The organism is Pseudomonas sp. S2_A10 (assembly GCF_054668465.1).
Genome location: NZ_CP162773.1, coordinates 5,227,290 through 5,251,040, shown reverse-complemented (window position 1 = coordinate 5,251,040; position 23,751 = coordinate 5,227,290). Strand labels below are relative to the sequence as shown.

11 protein-coding genes and 1 pseudogene are annotated in these 23,751 nt (G+C 59.0%); 4 read left to right on the top strand and 8 right to left on the bottom strand.

Annotation, left to right across the window (positions count from 1 at the left end):
- Nucleotides 1-29: 29 nt before the first annotated feature.
- Nucleotides 30-437, bottom strand: a pseudogene (locus tag AB4N41_RS23445) (toxin VasX); the annotation flags it as partial.
- Between the two features lie 448 nt (nt 438-885).
- Here AB4N41_RS23445 and AB4N41_RS23440 point away from each other — a divergent pair.
- From AB4N41_RS23440 to AB4N41_RS23425, 4 genes are all read left to right on the top strand, one after another.
- A complete protein-coding gene (locus AB4N41_RS23440) occupies nt 886-13,833 on the top strand; it encodes a hemagglutinin repeat-containing protein (RefSeq protein ID WP_460138091.1) in 12,948 nt (4,315 codons plus the stop codon).
- Nucleotides 13,833-14,171: an Imm45 family immunity protein gene (imm45, locus tag AB4N41_RS23435; protein ID WP_252876441.1), complete on the top strand. Its 339-nt coding sequence runs from the start codon at nt 13,833-13,835 to the stop codon at nt 14,169-14,171. The genes AB4N41_RS23440 and imm45 overlap by 1 nt, the downstream gene beginning before the upstream one ends.
- A 132-nt stretch (nt 14,172-14,303) precedes the next feature.
- Nucleotides 14,304-14,705 (top strand): hypothetical protein, encoded by a 402-nt coding sequence (locus AB4N41_RS23430; protein ID WP_252876440.1) that lies wholly within the window; start codon nt 14,304-14,306, stop codon nt 14,703-14,705.
- A 3-nt stretch (nt 14,706-14,708) separates the two neighbouring features.
- The gene (locus AB4N41_RS23425; RefSeq protein ID WP_151550880.1) at nt 14,709-15,029 is read left to right on the top strand and encodes a hypothetical protein; all 321 of its coding nucleotides are present in this window, start codon (nt 14,709-14,711) and stop codon (nt 15,027-15,029) included.
- A gap of 9 nt (nt 15,030-15,038) precedes the next feature.
- On the opposite strand, the gene AB4N41_RS23420 is transcribed toward AB4N41_RS23425, so the two are convergent.
- From AB4N41_RS23420 to AB4N41_RS23390, 7 genes are all read right to left on the bottom strand, one after another.
- Nucleotides 15,039-16,670, bottom strand: coding sequence for a BatD family protein (locus AB4N41_RS23420; RefSeq protein WP_252876439.1), 1,632 nt, complete (start codon nt 16,668-16,670; stop codon nt 15,039-15,041).
- Nucleotides 16,667-18,403, bottom strand: coding sequence for a vWA domain-containing protein (locus AB4N41_RS23415; RefSeq protein ID WP_056789457.1), 1,737 nt, complete (start codon nt 18,401-18,403; stop codon nt 16,667-16,669). The genes AB4N41_RS23420 and AB4N41_RS23415 overlap by 4 nt, the downstream gene beginning before the upstream one ends.
- Nucleotides 18,400-19,479, bottom strand: a complete 1,080-nt coding sequence (locus tag AB4N41_RS23410) for a vWA domain-containing protein (protein ID WP_252876438.1) — start codon at nt 19,477-19,479, stop codon at nt 18,400-18,402. Before AB4N41_RS23410 ends, AB4N41_RS23415 begins: the two co-directional genes overlap by 4 nt.
- Nucleotides 19,472-19,969 carry a DUF4381 domain-containing protein gene (locus AB4N41_RS23405; RefSeq protein WP_042606790.1) on the bottom strand — a complete coding sequence of 166 codons (498 nt, stop codon included), beginning with the start codon at nt 19,967-19,969 and terminating at the stop codon, nt 19,472-19,474. The genes AB4N41_RS23410 and AB4N41_RS23405 overlap by 8 nt, the downstream gene beginning before the upstream one ends.
- Entirely contained in the window at nt 19,966-20,910 is a 945-nt protein-coding gene (locus AB4N41_RS23400) for a DUF58 domain-containing protein (RefSeq protein ID WP_016774988.1), read from the bottom strand. Before AB4N41_RS23400 ends, AB4N41_RS23405 begins: the two co-directional genes overlap by 4 nt.
- 5 nt (nt 20,911-20,915) lie before the next feature.
- Nucleotides 20,916-21,875: an AAA family ATPase gene (locus AB4N41_RS23395; protein ID WP_007913915.1), complete on the bottom strand. Its 960-nt coding sequence runs from the start codon at nt 21,873-21,875 to the stop codon at nt 20,916-20,918.
- Nucleotides 21,876-22,042: 167 nt separating this feature from the next.
- Nucleotides 22,043-23,749, bottom strand: coding sequence for an ATP-binding cassette domain-containing protein (locus tag AB4N41_RS23390; protein WP_252876437.1), 1,707 nt, complete (start codon nt 23,747-23,749; stop codon nt 22,043-22,045).
- Nucleotides 23,750-23,751: the final 2 nt, after the last annotated feature.

The following is a 23,751-nucleotide window of genomic DNA, read 5'->3' as shown; positions in this document are numbered from 1 at the left end:
CGTTCCTCCGCACTGTCCAGCACCTGTCGGCATTTCGCCGCGCTCAACTGCACGTCGGCGAAGGTCAGGTACAGGGTGCTTTTGCGCGAGAAGATCAATGCCGGACGTTCTTCGATGGTGCTGCGCTGATCCTCGCTGACGCTTTTGCCGCGATGCAGCAATGCGCTGATGACACCTTCCAGCACGCGGTATTCGTAGAGCTCGCCGCTGAGACTGTCGACGATGTACAGCCAACCGTCGCGCAGGCGGCGGATGCCCATGGGGCGCGTGGTCAGGGTGTACGGCAGCGTGAGTTCGCTGCCGGGGTCGAAGGTTTTTTCCACCAGGCCGTACGCGAGGGGCAGCAGTTGCACGTGGGTGTTGCGCAAGGGGCAGGCGGCGGGGCCGATGATCGGGGCTTTGGACGCTGCGGCTGCCGCGAGGTTGGCGGGGTGCATCATTGAGCACATTTCCCTGTGTCTGTTTGTGACAGAGAAATGTGCGTGTATCTGGGAAACGACAGCAGTCAGATCTTTCTGTGTTTTGCGTAGGAATCGAACACTCGGGATGAAGCCTACAAGGGATCGTCTGAAATCTTACAGAGGTTGCTTCGGATGAATCGTGAGTAACCCTGAAGGCGTACCCGCGCTCGCGAACCTACGCTGATAAATAGATCCGTTAACAAGCTCATTGCCTACGGATTTGAGCCGTACCGCTCATCGAAATCGATTTTTCAACGCATCCATTAATTGACGCCAAAATAGTGGCCATCTAATATCGCGCCACTATTTTGATACTAGTGCGCTATTGCAGGGATGCCAGCGACTCTTTGCGCTCATCCGCGCCGCTTACCTGCGGAGCATGGCACCTGATCAGACCGATTATTGCCCGTTGCAGGATCTTCACATGGACGTTCGCCAGTACGCATTCCTCGCTCGCCAGCCTTCTACCGTCGTGGCCAAACGCGAGGAGTTCCTCGGCATGCCCAAGCGCGGACTGGCGTTCCTGCTGGCCAACGTCATGTTCTGGCAACCGCTGTGGGCGCAGGCCGACGGCATCGTCGTTGCCAACCCGAATACCACGCTGGACCGTGCCGGCAACGGCGTGCCGATCGTCAACATCGCCACGCCCAACGCCAGTGGCCTGTCGCACAACCAGTTCCACGATTACAACGTCGGCGCACAAGGCGTCATCCTCAACAACGGCGCGACTCAAACTTCGAACACGCAACTGGGCGGCCACGTCATTGGCAACCCGAATCTGAAGAACAGCGGTTCGGCGCAGGCGATTCTGAACGAAGTCATCAGCGGCAACCCGAGTCAGTTGCGCGGCTACACCGAAGTGGCCGGGCAGTCGGCGCGGGTCATCGTCGCCAACCCCTATGGCATCACCTGCAATGGCTGCGGTTTCATCAACGCACCTCGGGTGACGCTGACTACCGGTAAACCAGTGCTGGAAAACGGTCGGCTGGATCGCTTTCAGGTCGATCAGGGCAGCGTGGCTATCGAAGGCGCGGGCATCAACGCGACCAATATCGACCGTTTCGAAATCATCACCCGCAGCGCCAAGATCAATGCGCAGATTCAAGCGCAGAACCTGACCATCGTCGCCGGTCGCAACGACGTCAACGCCGACACCCTCAACGCCACGGCCCGCGCCGACGACGGCAGCGCCAAACCGCAACTGGCCATCGACTCCTCGGCCCTCGGCGGCATGTACGCCGGAGCGATCAAACTGGTCGGCACCGAGGCCGGCGTCGGGGTGAAACTCGACGGCAAACTGATCGCCAGCGGCGGCGATATTCAGCTTGATGCGAACGGGCAACTGAGCCTGGCCGACACCTCGGCTACCGGCGCGGTCAACGTCAAAGCCGCAAGCCTCGACGCGCAAGCGCCGGTTTACGCTGGCACATCGCTCAACGTACAGACCCAAGGCAACCTGACCAACCGCCAGACCTTGGCCGCCCGCGACAGCGTGGTGCTCAGCGCCGGTGGGCAACTGACCAATGCCGGCGCCATCGAAGCCGGCGTCAATGGTGACGGCAGCCGTAACAGCAACGGTGATTTGAGCCTTCGCGCACAGAATCTGAGCAACAGTGGCAAGAGCCTCAGCGCCAGCCGCAACCTGACCGTCAACGCCGCGCAAACCCTCAACAACCAGAATGGCCTGCTCAGTGGCCAGACCACGAGCATCACCGCCGGCACGCTGGACAACCGCAACGCCGGCAAAGTGCTGGGCAACAACAGCCTGACCCTCACTGCCAATCAGGTGCTGAACAATCAAGGCACGCTCACCAGCAATGGCAAACTCACCGGCAACATCGGTCAGTTGATCAACAGCAACGGTGAACTTGGCAGCCAGAGCGACGTAGTGCTCACGCTCACCTCGCTGGACAACGTCGCCGGCCTGATCACCGCTGGCCGTTTGCTCGACATCACCGCCCTCGGCGCCATCAACAATCGCACCGGACGGATCGGCGCGAAACAGGCCGTAGCGATCAAAGCGCAACAACTGGACAACAGCCAGCAAGGCCAGCTGACCAGCGAAGGCACACTGACCACGCGCATCAGTGACCAGTTGAACAACCAGAACAAGGGCCTGATCCAGGCCAACGGTGCGATGGACGTGCAGGCCACGCGCCTGGATAACCGCGCCGGCAAGATTTCCGGTTTCGACACCCTGACCGTCAGCAGCGCCACCACCGACAACCGTGCGGGTGTGTTGCGCGCCGACAAAGCGACGACGCTGCTGATCGATAATCTGGATAACCGCGACAAGGGCCGCGCCGAGAGCAAGGCAGCGCTGACCTTCGAAGGCAGCACACTGAACAACAGCAACGGCGGCTTGCTGACCTCGACCGGACTGTTGAACCTCAAAGCCCGGGATGTCACCAACGATGCCGGACGGATTTCCGGCAAGGGCGATATCGACGCCAGCATCGACAACCTGACTCAGCAAACCGGCGAACTGGTTGCCGAAGGCAATCTGAAACTCACCGGCAAAACCCTCAACAGCCGCCAGGACAGCCTGGTCGGGTCGCTCAAGACCCTGACCGTCAATGTCGACCAGATCGACAACCGCGCCAGTACGCTTTCCAGTCAACTCGACCTGCATATCAATGGCGCACGCCTGGACAACAGCGAGGGCGGCAAGGTGCTGTCCGACACCACGCTGGGCCTGAAAGTCGCGCAGATCATCAACGCCACCAATGGCCTGATTTTCAGCAAAGGCGCGGCGACGCTCAGCGGCATCGGCTTGAGCAATGTGGGCGGGCGGATCGTCAGCCAGAACACACTGGACCTGACGTTCGACAATGCCCTCGACAACCAGCAAGGCCTGATCAACAGTGAAGGGCAGATGACCCTGAATCTCGGCAGCCTCGACAATCGCCTGGGCAAGCTGTCGAGCCTGGAAGCGATGGCACTGACCAGCGTCGCCGGGGTGCAGAATCAGGGCGGGCTCATCGCCTCGCAAAAGGGCCTGACCTTCACCAGCGGCAGTCTCGATAACAGCGACAACGGTATCCTCAGTGCCAAGGCCGATTCGACCTTGACCACCGGTGAGTTCAAGAACCGGCAGGGCGGCAGCCTCGCCACGGACGGCACGCTGCTGCTGACCACCGCGCATCTGGATAACTCCGGCGGGATTATCGGCAGCCAGAAAACCCTGCAGGCTTCCGTCACCTCGCTGCAGCAGGACGGCGGCGAGCTGTTCAGCAACGGCGATCTGACCCTGGACCTCAACAATGGCCTGCTCGATAACCAGCGCGGCAACATTCATACGCCGGACCAACTCCTGCTGAAAAATCTCAAGGATGTGAACAACAGCGCCGGGGAAATCTCCGCTGCCAAAGCCTGGAATCTGAGCGCGCAAAGCCTGAACAATGACGGCGGCAAGCTGCTCAGCAATGAAAAACTCACCCTGGTCATCGACCGTGCGCTGAGCAACGTGAAAGGCCTGATCGCCTCTGCTGGCCTCCAAGCGCGCAGCGCCAGCCTCGACAACAGCGGCGGTGAGATTCGTGGGCGTGGCGCGGTCGATTTCACCGTCACTGATCTGTTCGACAACCAGGCTGGCGTGGTCATCGCCGACGAGGGCCTGACGCTCACGGCGGCGCGTCTGGATAACCGTCGCGAGGGCCTGGTCGGTTCGACCCAAGCGCTGCAACTGGTCGTCGACCGTGTCGATAACCGCAGCGGTGAACTGTCGAGCAAGACCGGCGTGAACCTGATCGGTGCCTGGCTCGACAACAGCGACAGCGGCTACATGCTGGCGGGCGGCAATCTGGCGTTGACCGTCAACGAGGTGATCAACCGCAACAACGGCGTGCTGTCCGGCGCTACCGGCCTGACGCTGGTCGGCAAAAGTCTGGAAAACAGCGCTCGCCTGACCACGCAACAAGACCTCGCGATTACCCTCTCTGGCGAGCTGAACAACGCGCAGGGCAGTCTGTTCAGCGAAGGTGCGCTGGCGATCGATGCGCAAAGCTTCAATAACGATGGCGGTACGCTGTCCAGCGCCAAAGCGCTCAGCGTCGACACACGCGGTGCGGTCAGCAACCGGGGCGGCCAGTTGTTGACCGATGCAGCGTTGACGCTCACCAGCAGCGCGCTGGACAACCAGCAGAAAGGCGTGATCAGCAGCAAAAGCAATCTGCACATCACTACCGGCGAACTCAATAACAGTCAGGCGAACATTTACGCCGCCGATCAGCTTGAGTTGAGCGCCGGCAAAGTGACCAATACGGCTGGCAGCCTCGGCGCTGGCAATGCGTTGACTGCCGATATTCAGGGCCTCGATCAGCAGGGCGGTAAACTGTTCAGCAGCCACGCCAGCGTCAGCGTCGACCTGCACGGTGGTGCGCTGAACAACCAGGGTGGGGTGATCAATGCGCCAGGGCAGTTGCTGCTGAAGAATCTCGCTGAGGTGAACAACCGTGGTGGCGAGATTTCCAGCGAGCAGGCCTTTGAACTGATCGCCAAATCGCTGGACAACAGCGGCGGCCAAGTGCTGAGCAATCAGAAACTGAGCCTGACCCTCGACAAGGTCCTGACCTCGATCAAAGGCACGATCGCGGCAGCAGCATTGCAGGTTCGCGCGGCCAGTCTCGACAACAGCGATGGCGGCGTATTGCTCAGTGACAGCGATATCTCGGTGACCGTCTATGGTCTGCTCGACAATCACAACAAAGGCAGCATCCGCGCCGCGCAGCAGCTGACCCTCAACAGCACCGGCCTGAACAATGAGGAGGGCACGCTGGTGGGTGCCGCTGGCCTTGCCATCGACCTCGGCGTCACCGCGCAGGACCTCAACAACCAGGGCGGGGTGATCAGCAGCAAAGGCGCGCTGAGCATTGCGCATCTGCGTGACCTCAATAACCAGAACGGCGTGATCAACAGCAAAGGCGTGCTGAGCATCGCCACCCTGCGTGACCTGAATAACCAGAAAGGTGAGGTTTCCAGCGTCAACAGCTTCAGCCTTAGCGCCAACAGCCTGGACAATCGCGGCGGCAACCTGATCAGCAATCAGCAACTGACCCTCACGGCGGCCGAGCTGAAAAATCAGGGCGGACTGGTCTCTGGCTGGACCGGCGCGACTCTGTCCGGCGGTAGCGTCGATAACAGCCTCGCAGGCGCGATCTCCAGCCAGCTCGGCAATGTCAGCATCGACCTCAGCGGCGCACTGATCAACCACAGCCAGGGTGGCGTGGGCAGCAAGGGCGAGCTTTACATCAAGGCCGCCAGCCTCAACAACAGCGCCGGCACGCTGACCAGCGACGGCAAGCAGACCTTGACTGTGCTCGGCGGCGAACTCAACAACACCTCCGGTGGTTTGATCAAAAGCACCGACGCCCTCGATATCCGGGCGGCGAGCCTGAACAATGCCTCGGGTAACCTGAATGCGAAAAACGCCCTGACCTTCACCGGCGGTGCGTTGAACAACAACGGCGGCAGCCTGGTCGGCGATGATCGCGTCACACTCGACCTGCTCGGCGCGCTGACCAACGTCAACGGCGCGCTCGGCAGCACCGGGCCGCTGGTGCTGACGCGTTCGGCCAGCATCGACAACCGTGGCGGCCAGATGATCAGCCAGAGTCTGCTGAGACTGCTCACCAGCGGCGATCTGAACAACAGCCAGCGCGGCACCATCGCCGCCAGCAGCCAACTGAATCTCACCGCCGGCGGCCTGTTGCGCAACGACGGCGATGGCCTGATTTCCAGCAGCGCCGCCGACGCCACTCTCACCGCAGCCGCGCTGAACAACGCCGGCGGCGCGGTGCAAAGCATGACCGCGCTGACCATCAACACGGGCAACGGCGCAATCGACAACCAGGGCGGCAAGATCATTGCGCAGAACGGCGACCTGAACCTCACTGCCGCCAGCCTCGACAGCCGAGGCGGCGTGCTGTCGAGCCTCAAAGGTCTGCTGCAAACCCGTCTGACCGGTGTCCTGCGCAACGGCCAGTCAGGCAAGATCGAAGGCAGTCGCCTCGACCTGCGCGCACTGGGCGGCATCTACAGCGACGGCGGGCGCATCGCCGCCAACAGCGGCGACATCCTGCTCAATGCCGGCGGCAACGCCCTCGACAACAGCGGCGGCGGCATCTATGCCCGCGGCCAGGTGAACGTCATCGCCGGCTCGATGAACAACACTGCCGGCCAGGTCAGCGGCAGCCTCATCGACATTGGCCTTGGCGGCAATCTCGCCAACAACGGCGGCCTGATCGAAAGCGCCAGCACCCTGGCGATTCGCGCCGCCAACCTCAACAACCAGAGCGGCAAACTGCGCGCCCTCGGCTCAAGCGGCAAAACCGATTTCCAGATCGGCAGCCAGTTCGACAACCGCAACGGCCTGGTGGAAACCGCCAACACCGACTTCTCCCTCGCTGCACCGAGCTTGCTCAACGCTGGCGGCACAGTGACCCATGTCGGCCTCGGTGAATTCGGCATCTCCACCACCAACGTAATGAACGCCGGCGGCTCACTGGTGACCCGTGGCGGCCTGACCCTGAACGCGGACAGCTGGACCAACAGCAGCGTGATTCAGGCGGGGCGCTTGACGCTGAATGTCGGCAATTTTGTGCAGACGGCCAGTGGGCAATTGCTGGCTTCGAATCAGTTGGTGGGGCGTGGCGGGAACTGGACGAACGAGGGGTTGATTGCCAGTGATGGCGGGCTTGATATTCAGTTGAGTGGGACTTACGGCGGTAATGGGCGGGTGAGCAGTGTCGGCGATCTGGGGCTGCTGGCTTCGCGCATCGATTTGAGCAGCGTGGCGAGCATCACCGGTGCATCGACCGCCACGGTCACCAGCCGTGGCACCCTGTCCAATCTGGGCCGGCTCACTTCCGCCGACAGCCTGACCGTTAATGCCGCGTCGCTGGTCAACAACGGGACGTTGGGCAGCGCTGGCAATCTGCGGATCACCAGTGATTCATTGCTCAACGAGAACGGTCTGATCTTCAGCGGCCGTGACATGAACCTGCGCGTCGGGTCGCTTACCAACCGTTACGCCGACATCTATGGCATGGGCAATATCAGTATTGCCCGCGACGACAGCAACGGCTGGAGCTCTTCGATCAATAACATTTCGGCGACCATCGAAAGTGTGGGTGATCTGAGTCTGGCGGCGGAACGCATCGAGAATCGCAAGGATGTATTTGAAGTGGCTGCGGGAGGAGGTCTGATTTCCGGAGCGATTGGCGTTCGGTGCTATAGCTGTATTTCTTTCGGTGACTTCAGTCAAGGAGATGCATCCCCGAGTCACATGGTGTGGGTTGAAAACTACAAGTCAACCATTGTTCGAGATTCAGCTTCGGGCACTTTGACGGCGGGCCGAAACTTAACTGGCATTGGCCGCGAGTTTTTAAACAACGCCTCCGCGGTCAGTGCGGGCAGCAATCTGACACTTAATGTGCAGAACTTCACCAACCAAGGGGCGTCTGTAGGTGAATACACCGTTACCCGTTGGTTCAATGCTCCCAAGGGCCCGAGATTCTGGGAAGAAGTTCTGAGCTATAACGCGGCTAACGATCCGGATTACGATTCCGGAGCGCTCGGCTATATCGCGGGACAAGGTGCATTTGCCAGACCCAACTTGCATGTCTGGAACGCCAATGAGGTCGAATCGTTGACGCGTGTGCGCAGTCGTATGTCCGGTGGTGAGGCTGATCGGTATATCGCATTCGGTTCAATCCATCTCGATTACGACGGCAAATTCTATATTCCAGCCCCCCATTACAATGACGGCGTACGAGTAGAGGCACCTGACGCCGTCAAGAACGCAGCGTTCTTCAGAGATAGCATCGTTGAGCGCAGCCCGACTACAAATGCCAACGCAGTCGTTCAGGCAGGCGGCACCGTCTACATAAACGCAACCAACAAACTGGACAACGGCGTCGTTCGCAACGGCAACGCATCGGTCGGGGGAGCATCGCGCCTGGGGTCCACCCAACTGGCCGGCCAGGTCACGCCAACCGTCATTCGCATCAACGCGCAGCTACCTCCAGACCTGGCCCAACAGCAGGTCAACCCCCTGGCCTTGCCGGGCTTCACCTTGCCGAGCGGCGACAACGGCCTGTTCCGTCTGAGCAAAAAGGACGGTAGCGAACCGGCGATGGTGGCCGCCGAAGGCTGGAAGATCAGGTCTATCAGCGCCGCACCCTCGACACATGCGGGCGGGATGCCGGTCCGACATGCTACCGAGTTCAAGATCGACGACGACGCCCCGGTCTCGGTGAAAAACCGTGAACTGGCACTGGCTGATCGTCAGTCGCTGAATCTCAACGACAAGACCGCAATGATCAGCGTCAATGCCGCCGAGAGCGGCGGACTTGTTCGGGTTTCAGCGCCTGATCGTGGCAATGTTTCCTTTGACGTGCCACTCGTACAGGGTCTGCCCGACACCAGCGTGCGCTCCAACCCACACAAATACCTGATCGAAACCAATCCAGTACTCACCGACCTGAAAAAATTCGAGAGTTCGGATTACCTGCTGCAGAAGCTCGGCTACGACCCCGACACCAGCGCCAAGCGCTTGGGCGACGGCCTGTTTGAACAACGCTTGGTGCAGCAGGCCGTGGTCGCCCGTACTGGTCAGCGCTTCATCGACGGCCAGACCTCTGACGAAGCGATGTTCAAGTACCTGATGAACAACGCCATCGCCAGCAAGGACCAGCTCAACCTGTCGATGGGCGTCACCTTGACCGCGCAGCAAGTGGCAGCACTGACCCATGACATCGTCTGGCTCGAAGAGCACGAAGTGAACGGCGAAAAAGTGCTGGTGCCGGTGCTGTATCTGGCGCAGGCCAATAACCGGTTGGCGCCAAATGGGGCACTGATTCAAGGTGGAGACGTGACCCTGATCGCCGGCGGCAACCTCGATAACGCGGGTACGCTGCGCGCCTCGAACAACCTCTGGGCAGAAGCAGGCAATGACCTCACCAACAGCGGCTTGATCGAAGCGGGCGAGCGCCTGACGCTCAAGGCCGGCAACGACATCATCAACAAGTCCGGCGGCATCATTTCCGGCAAGAATGTCAGCCTGACAGCCACCAACGGCAGCGTGATCAACCAGCGCGACGTCAACAGCGTAGATGTCAGCCGGGGTGGCAACGTGATCCATCGTGACTACTTGGACAACGCCGCGCGAATCGAAGCAGCCAACGATCTGACGATCAAGGCCGGCCTCGATATCAATAACATCGGCGGTGTGCTCATAAGCGGTCAGGACATGACGCTTGATGCGGATCGCGACGTCAATATCACTTCGGTCCAGAACCGGAGCACGAATGCGCGCGGTACCAGTTTCCTCAATCAGAGCATCACCCAGCACGGCGCCGAAGTAACGTCCGGACGGGATCTGTCGATCAGTGCCGATCGCGACGTTGCAATCGTGGCCAGTCGGCTGGATGCCAAGCGCGATCTCAGCGTCGATTCGGGCAATGACATCGTCATCACCTCGGCCGCCGACGAGAGCGACTACGTTTCACGCAGCAAAAAACGCGCGAACGAAACTCACAGCATCACGCAGCAATCATCAGTGTTGAACGCCGGTCGCGACATCGCGCTGAACGCCGGCAACGACCTGGGCATCATTGCCAGCCGCATCAAAGCGACCGAGGACATCAGCCTCGGTGCAGAACAGGACATCACCGTAGCTTCGGCGAAGGATGAGAGTTCGTCTTATTACTACAAGAAGAAAAAGGGTTCGTTCGGACGAAGCAAAACCACTCAGTCGGAAAGTTATGAAAGCGAGAACGTTGCCTCGGTGATTGAGGCTGGGCGAAATCTGACAGTCAATACCACCAAAGAAGAGGATGGTAGCGTCAGTTTGAATGGGGGGCGTAACGTAACGACCATAGGCAGCCAACTCAAGGCAGGTAATGATCTGGTCGTGGGTGCAAGCAACGATGTGGCGATGCTTGCCGGTATCGAGGAGAGCGGTGCTTACAGCAAAAAGACAAAAACCGGGTTGTTTGGTATGTCGAAAAGCGGAAGCAGTCAACTCCAGACAAACGTGACTCAGATTGGAAGTTCCATGGCGGCCGGGCACGACGTAGTGGTCGTAGCCGGTCACGATGTGCGAATGAATGCCAGCGTAGTCAATGCCGAAAACGACGCCGAACTGCATGCTGGATTGATTGATCAGTCAGGCGATATCAGTCTCGCGGCGGGTGAGGATGAGGCCTTCAGTCGTGCAGAAGCATTCAAGAAAAAGATCGGCTTGTCGCTCAAGGACACCATTGGCCTCTTTGCCGGCACACCTGGCGCCGGCGCTGATATAACCGCGATTGCGTCACACAAAGGTGGGCGTGAAGTCGCGACGTCCACGAGTGTTGGCAGCCAAGTCAATGCAGGCCGCGATGTGAGCCTGAAGTCCGCACGAGATATTAATATCATTGGAAGCGGAATCAACGCCGAACGAAACGCGTCGTTGGATGCTGGTCGTGATGTGAATATTCTTGCGGGAGCAAATCAACAACGTAGTAATAGTTGGGAAACGAATAAAAGTTACGGTATCAAGCAGGATATTGATAGTAATGGCTTTACCACGTTCGTGGGTGATGAAACGATCAAGGAAGGTATCAATAGCACCGCCCGAACGGCGGCAGGCAGCTATATCAAAGCGGGGCACGATGTAAAAATTAATGCGGATCGTGATATCAATCAGCAAGGGTCTGGCCTGCTGGCGGATAACGATATCAGGGTGAAAGCCGGCCGAGATATCAATATTGACGCGGCAGATGAAACTAATGAAGTTACCCGTCAAAACAGCGTAAAACGCAACGGTACTACGACAACTATTGCTTATAATATCGGCAATACGATCAACGGACTTAAAGGTACCGGCAAAGGTGAAGATAGGGTCAGCAAGGGGTCAAGTGTTTTAAAAAGTGTTGATACTCTGGATAATTTTTTCAGCGGCCCAAAATTTGATGGGCACCTCGGGGCATCAAGCACTAGTCAAACTAATACACATACTTCCCTGACGAAGCGTCCATCCAGTCTGGGTGCGGGGAATGACATTATTCTTGACGCCGGCAACGACATCAATGTGAGAGGCAGCCAGTTCGAATCGGGCCGCGATATCAATGTTACTGGGCGCAATATTACGTTCGATGTTGCGCATGGCGATGATAGCAGTGACGGCAGTAATACGCAGAGCAAGGGCGGCCTCAAGGGCGGAACGACCGGCGGGTTTAAAATTGGTGTGGGAGTCAGTAATTCCGGAGCGAAGGACGAGTCGAGTCAGGGGACGTCCACGGTTACCCGCCTTAACGCAGGTGGTAGCGTCAAACTGGATGCCAAAAATGACCTTACTCTGGTCGGCGCCGAGGTTGACGCCGACCGGAATATCACGCTCAAGGCCGCTAACGATCTAAAAATCCTATCTGCCCAGAATGTATCCAATAGCGAAAATACCCGTCGGAACTGGGGTGCCGAGGGAGGACTGATTGCGGGGAAGGATGGCTTCGGAATCTACGGAAGTGCGAGTTACGGAACAGGAAATCTGAAACGCGATGGTGTTCATCAACAAGAAGCCTATTTGTACGCAGGGAATAGTCTGAACTTTGAAAGTGGCCGTGACACCACTATTGCCGGTGCCACACTCCGCGCAGATGAAGTAATTGGTGAGGTCGGTCGTGATCTAACGGTCATCTCTGTGCCTGATACTGGAAAGGTCAATGGAAAGGAGCTCGATCTTAGTATTACAGGTTCCTTCTACGGAGCAAGCGGTTCGGTAGGTTACGGGCGAACGACAGGTCAGACTAATTGGGTTGAAAGTCAGACTGTAATCAGCGGCAAGAGTAAGGTGGATATACGCACCGAGAAGCACACTCAGATCGATGGGGCAGTCTTGTCCGCCGAGAACGGGAACCTGAAGTTAGATACCGACACGCTGGGGTTTCGTAATATCACCGGGAAGGATAATGAACACGGTTACTACTTGAATGTAAGTGGTAGCTATGGCTCAAGTAGCGGTTCTCAGGCAGATAAGCCTAATAAGGGTATGGAAGGCCAAGGGAGTACCAGTTGGGCGGTTGAGGGTTACAACTACGAAAAGGATCGCGAGCAGATCCTCCGGGCAACCGTGGGTGCCGGCGCTATCACAGTACGTAATGACAAGGATACTGGGCAGGACTCGACGCTTGGCCTAAATCGAGATCTGAATCAGGCTTACGAAGTCACTCGAGATGAGGAACACCGTACTGATCTGTATGTGAGTAGCTCTTCAGTCAAGGCGGTGATGAATCCGAAACAAACGCTTGAAAAATGGAAAATGGATGTCGAGAAGTACGGGGAAAATAGTCTTGAGGCGTTGAACTCACTGACCGATCTGCTCTTTGGTGCGGTGAACATCTTAAGTGGTCGGGGTTTTGAGGTTGCTGATCAGGTCACACTTCTTCGTGTTTTTGTAAGGCAGTTAAATAGTAAAAATGAGGGGGCTCGAGCGGTCGCAGTCAATGCTGCAATCAAAAACATGACCAATGGTGATAACAGTCCCGAAACTCAAGCGTTGATAGACCGCATTACTCAAATTGCCGGTAGCGATCCTGACAAGGCTCTTGGCATGCTCGTTCTGCTCAGACGCTTGCAAGATCCTCATCCAGAAAGATTGAATTTTGTGCCCTTGGCTTTGGCTGGTGGTGCAATTGCAGCGTTAGGGACAATGCTTCTTACGGCTGCCGCCGGAACAAAAAATCAGGAGAACACACGAGATGCAGTTAATGCGCTAGTTGCGTCTGCCGGTGAGGCGGGTTATAGCGGATCTCAGCAGTTATCCATTTCGGCTGAATTGTGGGCATTAATGCTGGGTACGACCTTCCCGGTCACGCTACTGGACCCAAAATATGGAATATTGACGAATCCAGCCGTAGATACTGACACCCTGCATCCTGTAAGCATCGGCGGTTTCGTGATGCAGCCCTCTTTGCCCACCGACACGGGCGGAAGCCCTGTCGTTGAGACGGGAGACGGTACGTACACGACGCCTATCGTAGAAAACCCTTCGTTGGGGAACGTTTATAGCCTGCCGTGGGGGCAGTCTGCGTCGGAATTTGAGAAGTCTTTGGTTACCCTCCCTTCAGGTGAACGAGTCGCAATTGTAAAAACCAGAGCAAGGGAGTTAGCCGATTCCCTGGGTTGGCCTAAAGACAATTTCCTGACGAAATTGAATGGCAGAGATGTTTATGCTGGATCCGATGGATATTTTTACGCAGTTGACAGTCAGCACGGTAGGTTGGAACAGGTGAATAGCCGAGGGAAACATCAAGGAGAGGTGCAGTTTGATTTGATACCTGTTCCTAAATCTAAAGATGACTCGGGTAAACATGATTTGAGGATGAAGTGATGAATAGTATCAAACTTGTCGAATGCTCAGATTCCGTTATTGCCAGGGGGCAAGTTTTTCGGGTGCCTGCCAGTTGGCCGTATGAGTCAATAGTGGATTTCATGGTGGTCGATATACCAGATGATAGCTTTGGCCATTCACTGGTGGTGGCTTCCGGGAATAAATCAGGCTTGGTATTGGTGCACTTGCCATTGGAAAGCTGCGCATCCGATGAACACGGAATTTCAAGGGAGTGGGTTATTTCGAATTGGGAGAAATGGATATATCCAGACTGCTCAGTTGAAGATGTTTATTTGTTTGATTCGATAGAGGTGCCAACGGAGCTGACAACTCGCTAGACATTCTTTAGAAGAAGCGCAGAAATGCGAAAGAAGTCGGATATGGGACATGGAAATGGCGAGCAGAGTTATTTAAGGAAATAAATCTGCCCTCATTTTTGGATAGCAGGTGGAATCGCCGGGGGAACAGAAATGCGGGTTGAAAGCTTGTTCAATCAGGCCAAAGCCATGGCCAAAGGGCTGTATTTTCATGCGATGGAGGAGCTTGGGTTTCGTCCGGAGCAAGCTTTTGCCTATGCTCAGGATGAGCTGGAACGCTTGATGCGCAAAGACGCACCCGGCCCGAACGCAATTTTGCAAACCGCCATTTATATGGAAGGTAGCCGACATGGTTTGAAGTTGGGGGACAGCCTTTACGCATCAGACATGTTGGATATTTTGACCCTTACGTACGAACAGTGCAGCCCAGAGAGTCTGGTTGAGGCGGGAGCCGATGGCGAGGAACTGAAAGCCGTTCAGGCGGACATGGAAACCGTGCGCAATCTATTTCTTTCTCAACGGAGTAGGGTAAATGGGTTCTTCCACGGGAAATGAAGATTGACCACTGAGGACATTAAAATCGTCCAGGAAATTTTCCAATTGATCGAATCAGGCGTCGTTCATGGTTATGACGCGTTCCGGTACAGTGTCGAATGGGGAGGGAATTATATGGAGTCCGACCTCGCCGTCGAAATACATGGCTCCGAAATTTGGGACGCTGAAACTGATTTCAATCATTCGAAGGTCTATGCGCTTGTAGAAAAACTGCACGAGAACGCAGTCGCGCGTGGCGAGCCTTGGACATGCTTTGTCCTGTCTTCTCGCGAAGGCGAACAAGTAAAGATGAAATTCGATTATCAAACTCGCGACACAATCTAAAAGCAAAATCTACTTCGGATAAAGCGGCGGCAATCCACTATCACCCACCGGATCCTGCACCCGTTCCGCCGCCGGAATCGTTCGAATCGCCCGCCACAAATCCTCACCCTGCCAATGCTGCCCGGTCTCGCTGTACAGCGCGCCGTTCAGCCCATCCAACGCGTCCGATAACGGCACAAACCGCGCGGCCATATCTGCCAGTGTCTCCGGCTGTTGCCGCGCCCACGCATCCAACGCCTGGCGGGTGGCGTGGGGGTCGTTGGCCTGGCTGGCTCGTTTGATGTCGTCTAGCAGGGTGCGTGGGCTCGGGCCGGTTTGGGCGGCGCGGTGGATTGCCGGTTGCCAGCGGGCGCGCCACCAGAGGCCGAAGCCGAGCAGAGTGGTGCAGGCGAGGATCAGGGTGCTGAGTTTCCACCACCACAGGGTGTCGTTGTCGGGCGTACTCGGTTGCAGGGTGCCGGCCGGGGTGTCGATCTGCAGGCTGGGGTTGTTCGCCACTTGCAGGGTGCGCGCGGGCAGGCTGCTGTGTTCGAGGTGGTCTTCGAAGGTGTTCCACCAGACCACGTCGACGGTTGGCAGGTCGATCGCGCCGCTGCGGCTTGGCACCAGGGCTTCGCGTTCTTCGCGGCTGCCGATGATCCCGCGGTCGCTGCTCTGGTTGCTCAGCACCGGTTGGTCGGGGTAGCGGCGCAGGCCGTTGACGTCGGTGGCGGGCAGGGCTGGCAGTTGCGAGCTGGCGAGGCCTTCGACTTTCAGGGTCAGGCTGCGGGTGAGGGAATCGCCGACCTGAGTGTGATCCGGTTCCGGGCTCCAGCTTTCGCTGAGGCTGAGGTTGCGCGCCGGCAGCCATGGTGCATCGACCGGGTAGGTCAGCGGTTTCGGTTTGACCGTCAGCGGAATCGACGCCGAGCTGACGCGCATCAGTTTGCCGGGTTTCGGCCCCGAGGCGTCTGCTGATGGTGCGGTATCGACCAGCGTGGCGCTGAACGTCTGCGGGGCGATTGTCAGCAGACCGCTGTGTTGCGGATAGATCGCGTAGCGCATCTCGATCACGCCGTGGCGCAGGCCATTGATGTCTTTCTCGTAGGTGCGCGTGTCGCCGAGCTGCTCGATGCGCGCATCGGCGATTTGCAGCGGGCTCAGGCTGCTGTCGTCGTACAGCGAAACCGAGTGATAAATGCGCAAAGTCAGGATGGCCTGGGCCTGCACGTAGACGCTGGTCTGGTCGAGGCTGGCTTCGATGAACACCGGATCGAGGCTGTTGTTGTCTTCGCGGTTGTCGCTGGCGATCACCTGCACGGTGATCGGCTGGCTCTGTGCTTCGCCCAGTTGCAGCGGCGGAATCACGACGCTGCCGTTTTCTTTCGGCAGCAGGGTGATGATCCAGCGTGTGGTCGCGCGGTTGTCGCCGTTGAGGGTGTTGAGCTGGTTGACCTGGCGCGTGCCGCGCACTTCGAACAGCGCTTCCAGCGCCGACAGATCGGGCTTGCCGAACTGGGTGACGTCGTCAGTTTCGAGGGTGAGCTCGACCGTCTCGCCGGAGTTCAGGCGACTGCGATCCACGCTGGCGGTCAGCTCGGCCGCCTGAGCGGTGGCCGTGCAGATCAGCAGGGGCAGCAAGAGAGCGGTGAAGCGGGTCATCGATTGTTTTCCTGATCCTGATGTTGTTGCTGTTCGTACCAGAATTTGCGCCTGAGCAGTTCGCCCGGGTCGTCCGGGATCTTGCCCAGCCATTGTTCGAGCGCCTGACGCTGCTCGCCTTCGAGGTTGTTCTCGCTCGGGCGCAGGGTCGGCACCGTGTCGGTTTCCTCTTCCTCGTTGCTGCCGGGGATTTCATTGGGGCCGGGCAGCGGCGGGGCGGTTGGCGGCGGTTCGCTGGCCGACTCGGCCGGTTGCGCCTCGCTCTGGGTTTCACTGCTCACCGCCGGAGGGGGCGCGGTAGTGGGCGATGGCTCATCGCCGGGCAGACTTTGTTCGTTCGGCTGGTTGTCCGGTTCGGGCGGCGGCGGGGCGTTTTTCTGCTTCAGCAGGTTTTCCACCAGCGCCTTGTTGGTCTGCGCCGGACGTAGATCCGGTTGCAGTTCCAGCGCCTGTTCGTAGGCGTCGATTGCTGCTTCCAGCTCACCGCTTTTGGCCAGGGCGTTGCCACGATTGTAGTGGGCGCGGGCATCGCTGCCCTCGGCAAAACGCTGAGCGGCGCCACTGTAGTCGCCGGCCTCGTACAACGCCACCCCTTGCCATTGATGATCGTCAAAATGCTGCGCGGCTTCGGCCGGGCGTTTCTGCTTGAGCAGGTGCAAACCTTGCTGGTCGGGTCGCAACCACAAGTCTTCGAAGTCGAAAGCGTAGCTCGGTTGCGGCAGGCACCACAGCAGCGGCAGGCAGAACAGCCAGCCACGGCGCCCGGCACACGCAGCCAGCAACAGCAACGGCAACAGCAGCCAGTAACCCTGATCGGCCCAAGTATCCAAGCGCACGGTCTGGCCGTCGTCGCGCAGGCTGCGCGGGCCGTTGAGCAGGCCAAGAGCGCCAAGATCAGCTTCGTCAAGACGCGCCGGGTGATACTCGCCGCCCACGCTGTTGAGGAAAGTCGCGAGACCAGGGCTGTCGAGTTGCGGCACGCGGATCGCGCCTTGCTCGTCCTTGAGGAAACTGCCGTCTTCCTGGGCAATCGGCGCACCTTCAGCGGTGCCGATGCCGAGCATCAGCAGTTGCGTGGACTCGCCATTGAGCGCACGGCGAATGCCGCGCCGTTCCTCTTCATTGAGCGACGAACCGATCAACAGAATCCGTCCCTGTCCCAGCGCACCTTGCTTGAGCAACGCCAGCGCCTCGTCCACGGCCAGATCGGCGCGGTGGCCGGCTTCCGGCATCAGCGATGGCTTGAGCGCGTCGAGCAGGTTGCGACTGGTTGCCAGATCATCCGACAGCGGCACCAGCGTGTGCGCGCTGCCGGCATAAACGACGATGGCGGTCTGCGCATCGCTGCGCGCCTGCAACAGGTCGAACAGCTTGCGCCGCGCCTGTTCCAGACGCGTCGGCGGCGAGTCGGTGGCGAGCATCTCCGGGGTCAGTTCGAGCACGACTACCAGCGGATCGGCGGGTTTCTGGCTGGTCTGTTCGACGCGCTCCCAGCTCGGCCCGAGCAAGGCCAGAATGGTCAGCAACCACGCCACGCCTAGGGCGATCCACGGCAGTTTGCTCTGGCGACCGCTGCCGCCACTGAGCAGCGCAGCGTGAAATGCCGGCGGCAGAATCATCTGCCAGCGCCCGGCGCGTTTCTGCCGGTGCCAGAGTTGCCAGAGCAGCCAGCCGAGCAGCGGCAACAGCAGCAGCCACCAAGGGCGGAACCAGTGCGGCCAGAGCGCGATCATCGGCGCCTCCGTAGGCGCAAACGCTGCAAGCGCTCACGCCAGTCCGGCAGCGGACTTTGTAAATACAGTTGTTTGGTAAACAGGCGTAGCAGCGGATTGTCCGGCCACAGTTCGCGGACGACCAGCAACAGACTCAACCACAGCGCCAGCGCCAGCGGCCAGTGATACAAGGCTTGCGCCGGGCGTGCCTGAGTCGGTTGCTGAGTCACCGGTTCGAGCTGATCGAGGGTGTCCTTGATCGCTTGCAGCTCTTTGCCGTCATGGGCGCGGAAGTACTGGCCGCCGGTGATTTCGGCGATGGCCTTGAGTGCCGGCTCATCCAGATCGAGGCTCGGATTGACCCCGAGCAGGCCGGTCGAGCCGCTGTCCTCGGGATTGGCGCCGATGCCGATCGGATAGATTCTGACGCCTTCGCTGGCGGCCAGTTTTGCGGCGGTCAGCGGATTGATTTCGCCGCCGTTGTTGGCGCCGTCGGTGACCAGAATCAGCACGCGACTTTGCGCCGGGCGCAGACGCAGGCGTTTCAGGGCCAGACCGATGGCATCGCCGATCGCGGTGTTTTTGCCAGCGATGCCGATCCGCGCCTCGTCGAGCCAGACGCGCACGGTGCGCCGATCGAAGGTCAGCGGCGCTTGCAGGTAGGCCTGACTGCCGAACAGGATCAGACCGACGCGATCGCCGTCGCGGCTTTCGAGGAAATCGCCGAGCAAGTGCTGCACCAGCGACAGACGACTGACTTCTTCGTCCTGCCATTGCATGTCGGGAAAATCCATCGAACCGGACACGTCCACCGCCACCAGCAGATCACGGCCACTGGCGGCAATCGGCAGCGGTTCGCCGAGCCATTGCGGGCGCGCGGCGGCGATCAGCAAGATCAGCCACAGCAAGATAAACGGCGCCTGCTGCCGCCACGCCGGCAAGTTGGCGCGGGCGCGGCGGCGGGCGAGGCCTTCGAGGTCGGCGAGGAAACTCACTTTCAATGCCGGCTCGCCGCTGTCGGCCACCGGCAGGATCAGACGCATCAGCCACGGCAGCGGCAACAGCACAAAGATCCAAGGCCAGGCGAACTCAAACATGTTTGCGAATCCACGTGTCGACCGCTTGGGTCAGGCCGGCGATGGCTTTGTCGTCGAGTTTGCATTCCGGTTTGTACGCGCCTTCAACCAGCACCATCCAGCGCGTCAGGCCGGCAGCGGGGCAGCGGTTATCGAGGAAGGCCAGCCATTTGCGGCCGTTGAGGGTGTGGCTCTGGCTGTACGGATAGTGGTTGCGGCACAGGCGTTTGAGCAGGCCGTTGAGTTGTTGCAGCCAAGCGCCGGCTGGTGCACCGTCGTAGGGTTTGGGCATTTGCGCCAGTTCGGCGAGCGCGGCGATGCGCACCGGATCCAGCGGCTGCTCGGCGCGCACCACCGGGCGTTTCTTCATCGGAATGAAGCGGCGCAGCTTCCACACGGCAAAACCCAGCAGCGGCAACAGCAGAAGCAGCAGCCACCAGCCGGGCGCCGGCGGCCAGAAGGCGATCGGCGGCGGCGAGATCAGCGGTTGCAGTTGTTCGAGGCCGTTCATCGACCTTTCCCCGGACGCTGCGGGTTAAGGAACTCGCGCATCTGCTCGACCATTTCGCTCTGCGTGCTCAGCGGCATCAGCAACACCCGCAGCTTTTGTGCGAGCAGCTCCCAGCGAGCGATGCGCGCTTCGGCCTGGGCGCGGTAGGTCTGGCGCAGGTCGAAGTTCAGCGTGTCGATCTCCAGTTGCGCGCCACGTTCGGCGAAGCGCAGCAGGCCGGCGGCGGGCAGGGCGTGATCGAGTGGATCGGACAGCGGCAACATCAGGAGATCACAATGCCGCGCCAGCAGACTCAATTGCTGCTCGGCGCTGTCGGACAACGCGCGCTCATCGCAAATAACGATGGCCAGACTGCCCGGGCGCAGCACTTCCCGCGCGCGGCGAAGGGCCACGCCGAAGGCATCGCGATCCGGCTCGCGCTCGCTGTGCAGCGACTGATTGACCTTGACCAGCCGGTTGAGCAATTGCAGCAGGCTCTGCTTGCTCCGGCGAGGCTTGATTTCGTAGTGCTCGTTGTCGCCGAACACCAATCCGCCGACGCGGTCGTTGTGCCCCAGCGCGGCCCAGCCGATCAACGCCGCGACCTGCGCCGCCAGCACCGACTTGAACATCAGCCCCGAGCCGAAAAACAACCGCGTGCTTTGCTCGACCATGATGAAAATCGGTCGCTCGCGCTCTTCGTGGAACAGCTTGGTATGCGGCTCCTGCGTGCGCGCGGTGACGCGCCAGTCGATGGTGCGCACGTCGTCACCGGCCTGATAGACCCGCACCTGATCGAAGTCGACGCCACGGCCACGGAATTTCGAATGATGCAGGCCGATCAGCGGGCTGCGCTGACTCGGCGTAGAAAACAGTTGCACCTCGCGCACGCGGTGACGCATCTCGATCAGCTCGGCGAGGCTGATGCGGATACCGGGTTCGGAGGGCAGGGCGGCGTTCATGGGGGTCAAGCGACGGCGACGACGTCGAGAATCCGCTGCACCACGCGATCCTGATCGATGCCAGCGGCTTCGGCTTCGAACGACAGAATGATGCGGTGGCGCAACACGTCGAACAGCACGGCCTGAATGTCTTCCGGGCTAACGAAGTCGCGACCGGCCAGCCAAGCGTGGGCGCGGGCGCAGCGATCGAGGGCAATCGAACCGCGCGGACTGGCACCGTAAGCGATCCATTCGGCCATTTCCGGATCAAACTTGGCCGGGTTGCGCGTGGCCATGACCAGTTGCACCAGGTATTCCTCCACGGCGTCGGCCATGTACAAACCAAGGATTTCCTTGCGCGCGGCGAAAATCGCCTGCTGGCTGACCCGGCGCTCGGGCTTGGTCTCGCCGTTCAACGCCTCGCCACGCGCCTGCTGGAGGATGCGCCGTTCGACAGCGGCGTCGGGGAAGCCGATCTTGACGTGCATGAGGAAACGGTCGAGCTGGGCTTCCGGCAACGGATAGGTGCCTTCCTGTTCGATCGGGTTCTGCGTGGCCATCACCAGAAACAGCGGCGACAGCTCATAGGTGCTGCGCCCGACGCTGACCTGACGCTCGGCCATCGCTTCGAGCAAGGCCGATTGCACCTTGGCCGGCGCGCGGTTGATTTCGTCGGCGAGCACCAGGTTGTGAAAGATCGGCCCTTGCTGGAACACGAAACTGCCGGTTTCCGGACGGTAGATTTCGGTGCCGGTGATGTCAGCCGGCAGCAGGTCGGGGGTGAACTGAATTCGATGGAACTGGGCTTCGATGCCCTCGGCGAGTTCTTTGATCGCTTTGGTCTTGGCCAGACCGGGAGCGCCCTCGACCAGCATATGGCCGTCGGCGAGCAGGGCGATGAGCAAACGCTCGATGAGTTTTTCCTGGCCGAGAATCTGCGTTGAAAGAAAGGTTCGCAGCGCCAGCAGCGCTTCACGATGTTCCATCGGTGACTGTTCCTGGAAAGGGGGTGGCCGGGGCGTTCGGATAACGCCGGGGCTGGGGGCGTTACTTTAATCCATCGTGGGGGGCGGCGACTAACGGCATTTGCGCGATTTGTCAGTATCGGCCCTCGTTTGCACTGCGTGGGGCCGTTTCTGGACGTTTTTGCGATTCAGGTCTGCGTGTGCAAGCTGTGCAATATGACCTTGATGGCGGGGCGCTCAAGCAGTTCGAACCATTTGCCTTCATCAACGATGGCGCCTTGCTGCATGACGAGCACGCGGTCAAAACGATGGAGATGTTCAACATCATGGGTGACACACATAAGGCCCTGTCCAGCGAATGTCTTGAATAGCAAATCCCACACTGGTGTAGCGAGTTTCGGTTCAATCGAAGCACTCGGCTCATCAAACAGATTGAATTTGCCCGGTCGATTCAGAAGTCGCAGCAACGAAAGCCGCTTCGCTTCACCTCCGGAGATATTGGTGGCGTTTTCAGCGATGTGACCTCGGCCAATGATTTCATCAAGCTGGAGGCATTGAATTGCCTCGTTCAATGTTTTCGACTGCTCAACACCGAAAAGTACGGACTGTTCAAAACTTCCTTCCAGGAACTGCGGAGACTGGGGGCTGTAACGCACCGTTTCCAGATGAACGCGAGCATTTAAGCGATCTATGCACAGCTCGTCGATGAACAGCCGGGGCCGCACCGAAAAATCCAGTCCTGCCAGCGCTTCGAGTAACGTCGATTTGCCAGCGCCGCTGGGCCCGATGATCGCAACGGATTGGCCCTGTCGGAAGCTGATCTGGCTGGCAATTGATAGCTGCGCAACACCGTTATGGGTGATCTCGCAGGGCTCGAGCCGTAATGTTGATAGGTTATGCAACGCATCAGAGTCATTGCGGCGATCGTTATCGAAGTCAGCAGTTGCAAGTAATTCTTTGAGTCGCCGTTGATCAGCCGAAAATTGATCCAGCACCCGATAGCCTTCGGTCAGCGCCGATACATTCAACAGGAACGTACCAGCAATAGAGGAAATGGCCACCAACTGACCGACGCTGATACTTGCTTGTCCGGACGTCTGATCCATGACTCCCCAAGCCAACAAACCGCCGGTGGACAGGCTGATAAACAAAATCTTCGCCGCGCTCAACAGTCCGCCCGAGCCTGCTACGGTCACCGCAGCATTGGCGTAGCGCTCAAACGCTCGGTTCAAGGGTTGCAGGGCCGTGCGTTCGGCGCGTTCCAGTTTTATCGATTTACCAGCCCTCAAAGTATTGACCAAGGTTGCACTCAGCTCATCCTCCTGGTCATTAACAGCATCGATGTGTTTTCTGCGCCATCGAATGATCCGGTGAGTTGCATAGAGATAACAGCCACCGAGGCCAGCTAGCGCGCAGAAAACCCAGGCTCCGCCCATATACCAGAATGCGCCGGCCACAATAAGAAATTCCAGGCACAGGGGAAAACCCGTAGTGACGAAGAACATCAGCAACTGTTCGTGGGCAGTGATTCCGCGCTCGACCGACTTGATGAAGTGTCCTACTCGCCACGTGCCAAACTGGGAAAAATCCTTGCCCATCAACCGCGCCATCCAATTGATGGAAGCATCCATGACAATTCGCTGGACGAGCTTTGAGAGCAGCAGCGTTTGCAGGGGGGTGGTCATCGACTGAATGCAACCGGCCAGCGTAAAAGCTGCGGTGAAAAAAAGCAGCGTACGCAGCGTTGTGTGATCGGCATCGTTTAGTGAATCGACGATCTTGCCCAATAACAAAGGAGGGGCCAGGGCCAGGATTTTCAGGGTGATGGTCGCGCCTATTGTCATCACCAGCAGGAGTCGATGTTTCTCGCAGGCTGTTCTTATAAATGTCTGCATGA